The organism is Culicoidibacter larvae (genome assembly GCF_005771635.1).
GTDB classification, from domain to species: domain Bacteria; phylum Bacillota_I; class Bacilli_A; order Culicoidibacterales; family Culicoidibacteraceae; genus Culicoidibacter; species Culicoidibacter larvae.
The window spans coordinates 35,741-48,990 of sequence record NZ_VBWP01000011.1; the positions used below are offsets into that span (position 1 = coordinate 35,741).

Genomic DNA, 13,250 nt, shown 5'->3' on the forward strand with positions numbered 1-13,250 from the left:
GATGAAGCAAAATTTTAAGACAGCGAAGTTTTATCCGGGGTATCCGGTTTTTGTGATTGGTTATTGCGATGATGAGGGCAATGAGCAGCTTTCCACAAGCACTTCTTCCTATACTTTGGGAGATATGGTGATGTTTGGTGTTGGTAAGGGCAGTGCACTGGCGGCACAAGTGAAGCCGGGCAAAACTGTTACGCTCAATTATTTGAGCCGGGAACAGCTGGCTATTGCTGAGCGTGGCGGTTTCTTTTCGGCGCTTTCAAAAGCAGATAAGGCCGAGCAGAGCGGCGCAACTTTTGTGGCTAGTGAAGATAATCTGGCGCCATATGTTGATGAGGCTGATTTAATTTTCGTGTGTGTGATTGATGATGTCAGTGATGATGGCACCTACCTGCATGTACATGCTAAAATTGAGGCGCGACTTTGTACGCCTCAGCTTCTGGATGATAATGGTAACTTTATTTATGAAAAACTGGATGTAGTTTTGTATGAAGGGGATGCGAAGCGGCGGGTATATCGCTTTTTGGAACCGGATTATGTGCCAGGTGGTTCGTATTTGTCTAAGAAGAAATAGAAAAACCGGAGCGCTTGGCGCTCCGGTTTTTTTATAAAGCTTTCTTATAAATAGTATAGATATCGTCAGCGGTGAGCGGTTGATAACATCCTAGTGTGCCGGTTGTATTAACCGGGTGGTCTGCCATAGCACGGAAATGGGTATCATCAACTTTTTCTTCGTTTAGTTGTAACGGCATATTGAGTGAACGGAAGAAATCACGTAAAGCATCAATAGTAAGTTGCGCGAGAATTGCATCATCATCAGCTTCTAAATGAAAAACATTGCGTCCCAGTTGCGTGAATTTAGTGAGTGGTAGTTTATCAACGATATCTTTAGCTAAATAACTTTCCAATACATATGGGAAGAGAATTGCCAGACCGGCACCATGAGTGATGTCATAATAAGCACTCACTTCATGTTCAATGGCGTGACTTGCCCAGTCACCGCCGCTGCGGCCAAAACCGGTTAGACCATTTAATGCTAAAGTACTAGTCCACATAAGATTGGCACGGGCATCGTAGTTATCTGGAGTAGCAACTGCAATCGGTGCATAGTGAATGACATTAAGCATCATTGCTTCAATCATGCGATCACTAATACCTTCATCATCATGTGATGAGAAATAGTTCTCCAATAAATGGGCGAAGATATCAACACTGCCGGCTGCGGTTTGATAAGTAGAAACAGTGTAAGTAAGCGTCGGATCTTCAAAAGTAAATACTGGCCGCAGTAAAGGCGAACCAAAACCAATTTTTTCAATCGTTGCTTCATTGCTAATTACTGAACTGCCATTCATTTCTGATCCGGTAGCTGCAAGCGTTAAAATTGTTCCAATCGGAACCGCTTTTTGAATCGTTGCTTTACCAACTACTAAGTCCCAGGCATCGCCATCATAGTGATATCCGGCGGCAATTGCTTTGGCACAGTCAATAACACTACCACCACCAACGGCCAAAATAAAATCAAGTTTATGTTCATACATCATGCGAATGCCGGCACGAACACTTTCAATGCTTGGATTGGGCTTTACACCACTTAGTTCTTCAAAAACAATACTATGATTTTTTAGCTGACCAACCACTTTATCATAAAGACCGGTCGTTTTAATACTGTTCTTGCCATAGAGCAAAAGCACACGATTGCCATGAGCCTTAATTTCCTCAGGCAAAAGTGCCAGCCGCTCAGGTCCGAAAATAATTTTTGTAGGAATGTTATAAATAAAATCTTGCATATAAATAAACCTCCTTAGGTATATACTTGTATTATAACATTAGTAAAAGGATTGCATAGCAGAATAGCCTATAAACGCAAAAAAAACATCGAACCAGAAGTTCGATGTTTTTAAAATATTTTCTTATTTTTTCGCCAAAGCTTTATGATACAACGGCCCGACATACTCATTCAATGGGAATGAATCACGCAATGCTTCAGTGACAAAAGTTTTTGCAGTTTGCACCGCATCAAAGATATCAGCACCTTTTGCTAATTCGGCAGTGATGCAGGCAGAGAAGGTGCAACCGGCACCATGATTGTAAGTTGTATCGATTTTCTCTGATTCAAAAACCGTATGGGTTTCGCCATCATACAGTAAATCAATAGCTTTAGCACCGCCAAGCACTTTGCCGCCTTTGACAACAACATATTTTGTCCCGAACGCAGCAATTTTTTCTGCCGCTGTTTTCATTTCGTCAAGTGTAGTAATTGGTGCCATGCCGGCAAGTTGCGCCGCTTCAAATAAGTTTGGCGTTACTACAGTTGCATATGGTAATAAATGGGTTTGCATGGCAGTCGTATTTTCCGGGAAGAGTGGCTGATCAGCGCCTTTGCATACCATTACCGGGTCAATAACTACGATTGGGGTAGCAGATTCTTGAATAGTTTTACCAACAAGGGTAATAATTTCTACCGTTGGCAACATACCGGTTTTCAAGGCATCAATACCAATACCACCCAAAACAGTTGCTAACTGCGCTTTGATAATTTCTGTTTCAATCGGGAACACCTGGTGCGCCCAACCATTATCGGGATCCATGGCAACAATGACAGTTAAGGCAGTCATACCATAAACATCACGTTCTTGGAAAGTTTTTAAATCGGCTTGGATTCCGGCACCACCACTGGTGTCACTACCGGCAATTGTTAATACTTTTTTTGGAGTCATAGTTTTCAGTCCTTTCGTGACTAGCTGCTTATAATTATATCGGAAATAGACACATTTCGTCAACAAAGGAACATAGTTTTCAGTAGAAAAATATGATATGCTATAGATAATAAAACGAAAGAGGGAATCAATCATGAAGAAGACGTTATTCGTTTTGGTAGGAATAGCCTTGTTATTAAGTGGCTGCTTTGGTAATCCTTTAGTGAGTGCTGAATTAGTTGGTTCTTGGAGCACCGCTTTTGAAGGGCAAGACGGCGCTCCAAACATGCTTTTTGAATTTAATGAAGATGGTACCTTTAAATGGTATCAAGATGAATCAGTAACTAGTGACAACTATTACTATGGTAATTATACGGTTGTGAATGGTGAGGCAGCAATTCGTGCTGCAGAACAAGCAACCGGTAACAGTAATCTGGAAACACAGTTACAAGATTATGGCTTCGCTGCTGACTTTAACGACTTGTTTTTTGTCATTTTACAGCAGCAAGGGGTTATGATGGATGGTGTTGAAACCAAATATCAAACGGAAACTCAAGTTCCGCTCATCTTGCAGCTGAATGGTCCGAAAAATGAACTCTATGGGGTCAATTATAATACCTTTACCCGGTATTTTATGACTAAAATATAATGTGAAATAAAAAGCATAAATCTTGATGTAAAGATATTAATTTGATATACTGATTTGTGGAAAAAGGAGGGCATATAATGTCTAATACAATTATTCAATCAATGATGGAACGCCGTTCTGTCAGAAGTTTTACTGATCAAGCAATTGCGCCTGAAGTTTTAGAATCAATTTTAAGAGCAGCACAACAAGCGCCTAACTCAGTAAACGGTCAACAAATTTCTTTAATTGTTGTTCGTGAACGTGAGCGCATTGAGCAACTAGCTGCACTTGCCGGCGGACAACCACAAGTTGCCGGCAGCAATACTTTCATTGTTGTTGTCGCCGATTTTAACCGTACTGCTACCGCTGTTGAGATGGCTGGCGGCGAACAAGTTTTTGATCAAGGTATTGAAGCAGTCATCACTGGTGCCGTTGATGCCGGAATTACCGTTGAAGCAATCACCATGGCAGCAGAAAGCTATGGTATCGGTAATGTAATTATCGGTGGTATTCGACAAAATCTGCAAGGTGTTATTGACTTGCTGGATTTACCGGAAAAAACGTTCCCGGTTATCGGCATAAGTTTAGGCTATCCAAATCCGGAACATATGCCAAACGTAAAACCGCGTATTGCACTTGAAGCTTATGCTTTCAATGAAAAATACACCGATGCTGACTTAAAACCATTTATTGAAATCTATGATGCAGTCATCGAACAATATTGGAGCAATGTTGGTGCCACTCAACCTGTTTATACTGTTGGGATGAATAATTACTACGGAAATACCGGGCGTATGGAAACCAGCAATATTTTAAAAGCTCAAGGCTTTGGCCTAAAATAAGAAAAAGACTTCGCTTTATGCGAAGTCTTTTTAAAATTCTCCCTAATAAGTGTTCCAGCCGCCATCAACCGGGATGACCGCGCCATTCACGAATGATGCTTCGTCGCTGGCAAGGAATAAGGCAACAGCAGCCAACTCAGTTGGTTCACCTAAACGGGGCATTAGTGGCGCCCCAATATTAAATAGCTGGCTGCCTTCCGGATCAAGTTGCTGCATACTTTCAGCAATATTGGTAGCAACACCGCCGGGGGCAATAACATTAACCCGAATCCCTTTTTTAGCATAGGCAAAGGCTGTGTTCAGTGCCAGGCCAACCACCGCATGCTTCGATGCCGTGTAGGCAGCGCCGCTGCGGCCGGCACCAAGCCCGGCCACTGAGCCGGTGACAATAATATTGCCGCCGCCATGTGCTGCAAAATAGTTAACTGCGGTACGCATCTGCATCATTGGTCCGGTCGTATTGATTGCGAGTAACTTTTGCCACATCTCATCACTAAGCGTACCAACCGGCGCAAAGTGGTCCATGATGCCGGCGTTGCAGACAAGAATGTCGTAACTGCCAAATTTTTCCAAAGCCAGATTGAACATTGCTTCGTTATCGCTACTGCTGGTGACGTCAGTCACAATGCTGGCAGCTGAGCCGCCACTGGCAGTAATCGCTGCGACCACTTCTTCCAAGCGGTCGCGATTAATATCGGCAATCACGACATTGGCGCCATTTTGGGCAAAAGTTTCAGCGATTGCCCGGCCGATACCAGAGGCCCCACCAGTAATGATTGCGGTTTTGTTAGCAAGTTTCATAGTAATCACTCCTTACACAAGAAATTGCTTGTCCTATACTTTTATTATCCTGCAAATCGCTGCATTTTACAAATCATCTGGTAAGGAAAAAACCTGCAACTGCACGAGGCAGTTGCAGGTTTCATTTTTATTCAATCGGAATATAGATATCAGTCAGGCTTTTGGCCTTGAAATTTTTTGGTGGTTCGCTCACGTAGAGTTCAAAGGGGAAGGCGTCGCGGGCTTTGTTTTCACCGCTAAAGAGCCAGTCTTGGTACATGTAATTCCAGGCGTCACCATACTCACCAAGATTTAGTTCAAAATGACCAACGCCAAAGTTGCCGCTTATAACCATGCTTGATATTTCATCGGTTTCAGTAACTGCGGCGTTGAGGGGAATAGTCATTGCCACACTGGTGCGCAGGTTTTTAGCGTCGGTAATAAAGGGATTATCATGGTAGATAGTCAATACTTTGCTAACGTCGGGAATTATTAGTTGATTAGCTTCCGCAAAACTGAATAGTTGCTCGAAGAGTTTTCGACTGTTTTTACGAAATTCGTTGTAGCTGCCGCGAAAGCGTACATAGATAACCCGCATCGCTTCAATGTTTTCAATAGTAATAGTTGGTTTTAACATAGTAAATCATTCCTTTCATACTTCAATTATATGTTGGAAGAATCTTTATTACTTGGCATATCTTGCTCTTTTCGAAAAACTGTCGGAGTGACGCCAAAGTGACGGCGAAAAGCACGATTATAGCTGCTGGCATCATTGTAACCGTAACGGTAGGCAATATCGGTGATACTAATATCTTTACGCACACGCAGAAATATTGCTGAGCGCTCTAATTTGATGCGGCTGACAAACTGATTCAAAGTTTCTTTGGAATGCTTGCGAAATAGCCGGTGAAAGTGATATTCTGACATATGAATATTTGCGGCAACATCGGATAAAGTTATTTTTTGATCGAGATGACTTTCAATATAATCCTCGGTATGATTCAGCAACCAAGTATAATTCTGCACAATGCCCACATCCTTTTCTCACTATTTATTGTAACATTAGCGAAAAAAATATCAAAAAAGTTTTTCTAAAACAAGTGTATATACAACTATTTTTTTAGGATGAATTTTTGGTGAAACAGCGGGCTTTCGGACCGTTGTTTCACTGCTTTTCATCTGTATATACAAGCGCAAGAAGTAATTTTTTTGGCAGTGTTTTTCAGTTGACAGGGTTCAATTATTTGGTTAATATGAGAGGCGACCATGGAAATGGAGAAAGAATATTATTTTTAAAGCGCCAGGACTCGGCAGAATTGTTGAGTTGACGAGGAGTTGGGATTATCGAAAGATTCGGCGGATGTCCCAAAACGTGCCTGCACACGAACAGCAGTGACAAAGTCGCTAAGTGATTAGCGGAACAAAACATTGTTGAAATTGTAGATCATTCATTTCTATTGGTTCAATTTTTTTGGATTGCGTTTTTTGTAGTCCGCGGAAGGATGAATGAAACATGTGTGGAATAGTAGGATACGTAGGTTGCAAGCCGGCAACCGACTTTTTGGTGAGTGGATTAAAGCGATTGGAATATCGCGGCTATGATTCGGCTGGAGTGGCAACCGTAAACGGTGCGATTCATGTACGCCGCAGTTTAGGGAAACTGGCGGCGCTTGAAGCTGTACTCAGTGAGAATCCGATAGCCGGTAATGTTGGCATCGGTCATACGCGTTGGGCAACGCATGGCAAGCCAAGTGTTGCCAATGCCCATCCTCATCAAAATGAGGCGATGGATTTTGCTGTCGTGCATAATGGCATTATTGAAAATTATATTGAGCTAAAAAATGAATTGCAGGCAAGTGGCGTAATCTTTAGTTCGGAAACCGATACTGAAGTAATTGTTCACTTATTAGCTGCAAATTACCAGGGGTCTTTGATTGAAGCAATGCAGGCAACCGTTGAACGGCTGTTAGGAAGTTTTGCGATTGCTGCAGTGAGCAGTGATGCTCCGGACACGATTGTTGCCGTTAAAAAAGAGAGTCCGTTGGTTATTGGCAAAGGTGCAGATGGCTTTTTACTGGCTTCAGATGTCTATGCCATTGGCGAGCATATTGATGCACTTTGCTATGTTGATGATTTTCAATTTGTTGAGTTAAAATCATCAAGCTGCACGGTTTATGACCGTGCGCTTGAACCAGTGTTTATCAACTGGCAAGAGGTTGATCATCATGCAGTTCAAAATGAATTGGTTGGCTACCCACATTATATGTTAAAAGAAATATTTGAGCAGCCTGAAGCGATTGCCCGCACAATTGCTCATACGAAAGTTGCATTAGAGCAACTAACAATTGATACCAGCATAATAGAGGCGGTGACGATTGTTGCCTGCGGGACTGCTTATCATGCCGGACTTGCAGCAAATGCGATGTTGGAACAGATGTTAAATCATCCGGTTCGGGTTGAGGTTGCCTCTGAGTTCCGTTACCGGAAACCAATTATTAATAGTCATCATCTGGTTATTATTATCAGCCAGTCAGGTGAAACTGCTGATAGTATTGCAGCATTGCGGTTAGCAAAGGCTGAAGGTGCACAAGTGCTTGCAGTTGTGAATACCAAAGGCAGTACAATTGCCCGCGAAGCTGACTCGGTTTTATATACTCAGGCCGGTATTGAAGTTGCCGTTGCCAGTACTAAAGCATATACAACCCAGATTACCGTGTTAACAATGCTTGCGGCATACTGGGGTGGAGCAGACATAAGTGCAGCCTTGGACAAACTGATTCACCAGGTACAACGTGGCCTAGAATTAGACGGTCAAATGATGGATTTAGCTGAAGCATTAAAATATGAACAAGATGTTTACTATATTGGTCGCGGCGTTGATGCCGTAACCGGTATGGAAGCAACATTGAAACTCAAAGAGATTTCATATATTCATGCTGAGAGTTATCCTGCCGGAGAACTCAAACATGGCACAATAGCCTTAATTGAAAACGGCACGCCGATTATTGCTATTGCCACTGATAGTGAATTAGTAGAAAAAATGAAAAGCAACATAGAAGAAGTAGCAGCAAGAGGGGCTAAAGTATATATCTTTGCGACCCCGGCATGCGCCAAAGCATTTGGCGCCATTGCTCAGGAAATTATGTTGTTGCCAAGCACGCCGCTGTACTTTAGTCCGATAGCGGCAATTGTGCCTCTGCAACTGCTGGCATACCATACCGCACTCATTCGTGGTTGTGATGTCGATCAGCCGCGAAATTTAGCAAAAAGCGTTACTGTGGAATAAAAAATAAAAACCGAGATAGTAATAACTATCTCGGTTTTCCAAATTCATTGGGTTTTTCTTTGATTTCGCGTGAGTAAGCTTGCGAGCCGCAATTATCACATTTTGGCAGCTCAGTAACTTTCTCGGCAATATCAAGCTTTTTACCGCAGCCTGAACAAGTGTAAGTTCCTTTTACATAGGTTATCATAAATATCCTCCTCCAAGTTATTTCTGATAATTATAGTATAGCATAAGTTTATTAATCTACAAGTGGCTGACACTCAGGACAGAAGTAAATGGCGCCGCCAAGAAAATTTTGTTTTTCTTTGGCGCTGCCACAAACCGGACAAGGTTCCTTTAATGCCTTGTTGGAAAGAATTGTTTGGTAGCCGCCAACAGTTCCAAAAATATCTTTTTCAGTATCGCGACCACCCAAAGTCACAATGCTGTTTAAAGTTGTTCGCACGCTATCAAATAGACGCTCTATATCGGCTTCAGAAAATGTCTTGATTTTACGTTTTGGATGAATGCCGGCATGAAACAGAATATCTTGTAAAGCACCATTGGCAAGTCCGGGAAAGCGTTGCTCGGTAGCGAGCAACGCTTTTGCGCTTAATGTCGGTTTGGCATTGGCTACAATATCGGTAAAGTAACTAAGCGTGAATTCATCTCCTAATAAATCAGGTTTCTCTTGAGCTACAAGATAGTAGGGGTTATCATAAGTGCCATGGGTAAAGGCCCACATGCCGCCGTACATTTGCACGCTGCCAATTAAGATACTGTTATCGGTAAAATCAATACGAAATTGGTACTTATTCGGCAATTGTTTGGCATCTTCAAAATAGCGGATATTGACACCATCGCCAAACAGGAGTGTAGCATCTTCGACGTTGATTTCAACAAATCCGCCAAGACCGCGTGCTTCGCCGATAGTTTTACCGACAAGTAGTTCATTGTAATCAACATCAGGATTAAAGAAGGCAAATTTGTGCGGGCTGGTGCCGCATACAACATGTTTAATTTTTTTACCATGAATGGTTTCGTTTAATTGCTTAGCATTTACTTTTGCTTCAGCATATTCCAACATAAAAATCACATCCTTTATATGTTCATAATAACACAAAAAATACATGTCGGCACGGCATTAATAAATAATATTGCGAACAAATTTACAAAGCATGCAGGACGGCATATAATAAAAGTGAAATTATGAAAGGCTGGTGGCAGTTATGGCAAATATTAGTCCGTTTATCTGGATGGATGATACTGCAGAACAAGCAGTAGATTTTTATCAAGAAGTTTTTGATGATGTACAAGTGGATAGTAAATATTACAATCTTGATGAAGATGGTAATCCAACAACGCTTTTATTAGTTAAAGTTTACATTCAAGGACAGGAATTGCGATTTTTAAATGGCGGTCCGTATTTTAAACTCAATGAGGCGTTCTCATTGTATATCACTTGTGAGAATCAGCAAGAGCTAGACGCTATTTGGGATAAGCTTTCGGCAGAGGGTGAGATTCAAGAGTGCGGCTGGGTTATTGATAAGTTTGGTTTAGCGTGGCAAGTGGTGCCGCGAGCATACGAAGTGATGCAAGAAGAAGGTAACGCGAAACAACAGGCGGCAGTCATGCAAGCATTGCTTAAGATGAAAAAAATTGAGGTTCAGGGATTGCTGGATGCTTTTGAAAGCGCTCGATAACTTGGTGCGAAAAGCGACTCTTTATGAGTCGCTTTTCGCTTAGTTTTTTAAGTAGGCTTGACAGCTGGCATTATTTTGCGGTATGCTTATCTCGAAAAGAAAGGGTGAGCGTGATACATGAAGTTATAATTCATTTTCTAACAAACAAAAAAACAGCAATGATTGGCAAGGCTTTTGTCAGGGTTTTTTGTAGGTGAAAATGGGTTATCAATGTATTTATGCAAATTGGCTTTCTTTAGCTTATATTGTATTTTTTTGAGCTCGTGGACTACAATAAGACCACGAGCTTTTCATTTGCCGTTAAGGAGATGATACAATGCTATTACAAGCACAAAACCTAAGTAAGAGCTTGGGTGAACGAACATTATTTACTATTGAGCGACTAAATATTGATGAACATGCCCGGATTGGACTTGTCGGGATGAACGGCAGTGGTAAGACGACGTTGATGAATATTTTAGCCGGGTTAGAGGCACCGGATAGTGGTGCGGTGCAAAAGCATGGCACACTTGAGATGGTTGCGCAGTTTAAATATACTGAGGATCAGAAGAGTGGCGGCGAGCTGACTTGGCAGGCACTGCGGCAAGCATTTGCAAGTGGTGCAGATATTTTACTTCTGGATGAACCTACAACCTATCTGGATACAAGTCATATTGAGCAGTTGGTTCGTAAAATCAGTCAATATCAGGGAGCAGTGCTCTGCATATCGCATGACCGGGAGTTTTTACAGGCAATTACTGATGTGATTTGGGAGCTTGCTGATGAGCAATTACATGTTTATAGTGGTAATTACCAATTTTATGTTGAGCAGAAGCAGCTGCAAGCTGATCAGCAGCAAAGTGAATATGATGAGTATTGTAAGAAGCGCAATCAGCTTGAGGCAGCGCAAGCAGCTCAGGCGAAGCGGGCTGCCGGGCATATGAAGACAGCCAAGCATAAGATTACTGCCAGTGAGTATCAGGGTGCTAAGCTTGGGTTGGATCATAGTTTGAAGAAGAAGCAACAGGCGGCAAAGCAGATTAAGAATCGGCTTGGGCGGCTGGAGAAGGTTGATAAACCATTTGAGCAGGCGGCTTTGAAGATGAGTTTGCCACGTGCAGAGCAAGTGACCAACAAGCCGATTATTCAGTTTGCCCGGCAGAGTTGCCAGCTTTATGGGAAGCAATTGTGGCAGACACCCGGTTTTATTATTCGTGGTGGAGATCATGTTGCTATTGTTGGTGCTAATGGTAGCGGTAAAACGACTTTGATGCGGATGATGACAGAACTTATTGGTGAAGTAACCGTAAGCCAAAATGTACGCTTCGGTTACTTCGCTCAAGATCTTTCTTCACTCAAGCAAGATAAGACAATTTTGGAAAATGTTATGGAGGGTGCGGTGCAATCGGAAACGGTGGCGCGGACAGTACTGGCACGTTTGTTCTTTAGCGGGGATACTGTGTTTAAACCAGTTTCGGTATTATCAGGCGGGGAGCAGATGAAGGTGGCTTTCGCCAAGGTATTTCTCTCAGACATGAATGTCTTGTTGATGGATGAACCAACTAACTTTTTGGGTATTGAGGCGATTGAAGCTTTAGAATCATTGTTGAATAGTTATCCGGGAACAGTTATTTATATTACCCACGATATGGCATTTATTGAGCATACTGCCCGGCAGGTAATTAGTATTGAAAATGGTATTTTGAGTTTACATAATACGCTTGAGGAGCAACGCAGTAAGCCGGAACAAGCTGATAATAGTACAGAACAATTAATGGTAGTTGAAACCAAGATTGCTGATGTATTGAGTCGGTTAAGTATGGCGCCAAGTGAGGCCTTAGAGCGTGAGTTTCAGGAGTTATTAGTAGAGAAGCGAGCGTTGCAGACAAAAAAAATAGTTTGATTGGGGTGTGGTGGATGAATCAATTTGATATGATTAATTTGAAAAACGCAATTAAAGCGTTCCTTCAGGAGCATGATTGTGAGGAGACATATAATCATTGTATTGCTGTTGGTGACTATGCGGCCCAGCTTGCGGGACAATTTGCAATTGATAGTGAGAAGGCTAGAGCTGCCGGCTATCTGCATGATATTTCGGCAATTTATCCTAATAATCAACGAATTGCAATTGCTCAGCAATTAGGTATTGAATTAGTCACTGAAGAGATGGTATTGCCGATGATTATTCATCAGAAGATTTCCAAGGTGATGGCAGAGCGTCTGTTTGCAGTAGATGATGGTGAGGTTTTATCAGCCATTGAATGCCACACAACTTTAAAAGGTGAGCATTCTAAGTTGGACTTAGTAGTATTTATTGCGGATAAGATTAAATGGGATCAACCGGGTGAGCCACCATATTTACAAGGATTACAGAATGCGCTCAATAACTCACTTGAAGAAGCTGCATATTTCTATATCGATTATATTTTGCATAATAATATCAAAGTAGTTCATCCGTGGCTACAAGCGGGATATACGAGTTTGCAGTTTGACTTGGAAAAGTAGCTGAAATATAGGAATATTATTGGTCGGAAAATGGTGAGTTTCAATGAAAAAAACGCCTTTTGCCATTGTAATACAACCTTTTTGTGATATAATGAATGAAATAAATAAGCAGGGAATTTTCCTTGCAGAGATGGAGGAATTACATATGTCAGCAGTTTTGAAAATGCGGGTGCCGCTTCGTGATATAATTGATTTACCGATTGATCCAAATATTTTCGTGAAAGTGTATGATACAAACTACAGCGTAAATATCAAAATTTATCAAAAAGAAACCCCGATGGGAACTGAATTGTTTGTAAATGTTGATTTAGACACTGCTAGTTTACCAGGACTTTACGACGATTATGAAGCAGCGGTTTATAAATATATCCGCGAACATTTGCGTTTAAGCATGGAGTATGACCAAGGTGAAACACGTTACTTTGTGACCCTCCGTAATTATCGCTAAACTTCTTCTTTGGGAGAAAATTGAAACCCGGGATGCCTTGAGCATCCCGGGTTTTTAGTTTGCTTAAGGAAATTGTCTAACTTGTGTCTATTAATCTATTGAGAATTTGTATACAATAAGAATATATTAAGGAGGAAATAGTATGAAGAAATTTTTTTTGGTAATGGTGACACTTTTAATTTGTATGTCTGTATCACCACTTGAGGTTCTCGCTAATACCAGTGATTCAAGTAGTGACAATAATGTCGTAACTAGCGATAACAATAGTGAAAGCAGCAGTGATAATCAAGAGGATTTTGAGGCAGAAGATTATTCTGATACGGAGGAACCAGTTACAATCACAACTGCATCAAGTCTCAATGTTGATTATTTGAATGGTATTTATGAAAATGATCAATTGAAAATTC

General features: G+C 41.5%; 15 protein-coding genes and 1 pseudogene. 9 read left to right on the forward strand and 7 right to left on the reverse strand.

Annotated features, from left to right (window positions below; translation table 11 throughout):
- Position 1 precedes the first annotated feature (1 nt).
- A complete protein-coding gene (locus FEZ08_RS10640) occupies positions 2–571 on the forward strand; it encodes a flavin reductase family protein (protein ID WP_138192190.1) in 570 nt (189 codons plus the stop codon).
- Between the two features lie 31 nt (positions 572–602).
- Here the strand turns inward: FEZ08_RS10640 and FEZ08_RS10645 are convergent, their stop codons facing one another.
- Positions 603–1,784 (reverse strand): iron-containing alcohol dehydrogenase, encoded by a 1,182-nt coding sequence (locus FEZ08_RS10645; RefSeq protein ID WP_138192192.1) that lies wholly within the window; start codon positions 1,782–1,784, stop codon positions 603–605.
- 123 nt (positions 1,785–1,907) lie between these two features.
- Positions 1,908–2,714, reverse strand: coding sequence for a pyridoxine/pyridoxal/pyridoxamine kinase (gene pdxK, locus FEZ08_RS10650; RefSeq protein ID WP_138192194.1), 807 nt, complete (start codon positions 2,712–2,714; stop codon positions 1,908–1,910).
- A gap of 133 nt (positions 2,715–2,847) precedes the next feature.
- Here pdxK and FEZ08_RS10655 point away from each other — a divergent pair, with 133 nt between their 5' ends.
- Both FEZ08_RS10655 and FEZ08_RS10660 read left to right on the forward strand, forming a co-directional pair.
- On the forward strand, positions 2,848–3,342 hold the full coding sequence (locus FEZ08_RS10655; RefSeq protein ID WP_138192196.1) for a membrane lipoprotein lipid attachment site-containing protein: 495 nt from the start codon (positions 2,848–2,850) through the stop codon (positions 3,340–3,342).
- Between the two features lie 77 nt (positions 3,343–3,419).
- A complete protein-coding gene (locus FEZ08_RS10660; RefSeq protein WP_138192198.1) occupies positions 3,420–4,163 on the forward strand; it encodes a nitroreductase family protein in 744 nt (247 codons plus the stop codon).
- Between the two features lie 42 nt (positions 4,164–4,205).
- Here FEZ08_RS10660 and FEZ08_RS10665 read toward each other — a convergent pair whose 3' ends face one another.
- The 3 genes from FEZ08_RS10665 to FEZ08_RS10675 form a co-directional block, all read right to left on the reverse strand.
- On the reverse strand, positions 4,206–4,964 hold the full coding sequence (locus tag FEZ08_RS10665) for a glucose 1-dehydrogenase (protein ID WP_138192200.1): 759 nt from the start codon (positions 4,962–4,964) through the stop codon (positions 4,206–4,208).
- 127 nt (positions 4,965–5,091) lie between these two features.
- Entirely contained in the window at positions 5,092–5,580 is a 489-nt protein-coding gene (locus tag FEZ08_RS10670) for an AraC family transcriptional regulator (RefSeq protein ID WP_138192202.1), read from the reverse strand.
- Between the two features lie 26 nt (positions 5,581–5,606).
- Positions 5,607–5,969, reverse strand: coding sequence for a helix-turn-helix transcriptional regulator (locus tag FEZ08_RS10675; protein ID WP_138192204.1), 363 nt, complete (start codon positions 5,967–5,969; stop codon positions 5,607–5,609).
- A gap of 487 nt (positions 5,970–6,456) precedes the next feature.
- On the opposite strand from FEZ08_RS10675, the gene glmS reads away from it, so the two are divergent.
- A complete protein-coding gene (glmS, locus tag FEZ08_RS10680) occupies positions 6,457–8,229 on the forward strand; it encodes a glutamine--fructose-6-phosphate transaminase (isomerizing) (protein WP_138192206.1) in 1,773 nt (590 codons plus the stop codon).
- 25 nt (positions 8,230–8,254) lie between these two features.
- Here glmS and FEZ08_RS10685 read toward each other — a convergent pair whose 3' ends face one another.
- Both FEZ08_RS10685 and FEZ08_RS10690 read right to left on the reverse strand, forming a co-directional pair.
- Positions 8,255–8,416 carry a zinc ribbon-containing protein gene (locus FEZ08_RS10685; RefSeq protein ID WP_138192208.1) on the reverse strand — a complete coding sequence of 54 codons (162 nt, stop codon included), beginning with the start codon at positions 8,414–8,416 and terminating at the stop codon, positions 8,255–8,257.
- A 51-nt stretch (positions 8,417–8,467) separates the two neighbouring features.
- The gene (locus FEZ08_RS10690; protein ID WP_138192210.1) at positions 8,468–9,295 is read right to left on the reverse strand and encodes an endonuclease VIII; all 828 of its coding nucleotides are present in this window, start codon (positions 9,293–9,295) and stop codon (positions 8,468–8,470) included.
- A 142-nt stretch (positions 9,296–9,437) separates the two neighbouring features.
- Here FEZ08_RS10690 and FEZ08_RS10695 point away from each other — a divergent pair, with 142 nt between their 5' ends.
- From FEZ08_RS10695 to FEZ08_RS10715, 5 genes and pseudogenes are all read left to right on the forward strand, one after another.
- Positions 9,438–9,911: a VOC family protein gene (locus tag FEZ08_RS10695; RefSeq protein WP_138192212.1), complete on the forward strand. Its 474-nt coding sequence runs from the start codon at positions 9,438–9,440 to the stop codon at positions 9,909–9,911.
- 316 nt (positions 9,912–10,227) lie between these two features.
- Positions 10,228–11,793, forward strand: coding sequence for a ribosomal protection-like ABC-F family protein (gene abc-f / locus FEZ08_RS10700; RefSeq protein ID WP_138192213.1), 1,566 nt, complete (start codon positions 10,228–10,230; stop codon positions 11,791–11,793).
- A gap of 14 nt (positions 11,794–11,807) precedes the next feature.
- Positions 11,808–12,395 (forward strand): bis(5'-nucleosyl)-tetraphosphatase (symmetrical) YqeK, encoded by a 588-nt coding sequence (yqeK, locus tag FEZ08_RS10705; RefSeq protein WP_138192215.1) that lies wholly within the window; start codon positions 11,808–11,810, stop codon positions 12,393–12,395.
- A gap of 145 nt (positions 12,396–12,540) precedes the next feature.
- Entirely contained in the window at positions 12,541–12,843 is a 303-nt protein-coding gene (locus FEZ08_RS10710; protein ID WP_171015042.1) for a hypothetical protein, read from the forward strand.
- 142 nt (positions 12,844–12,985) lie between these two features.
- Positions 12,986–13,250, forward strand: a pseudogene (locus FEZ08_RS10715) (hypothetical protein); the annotation flags it as partial.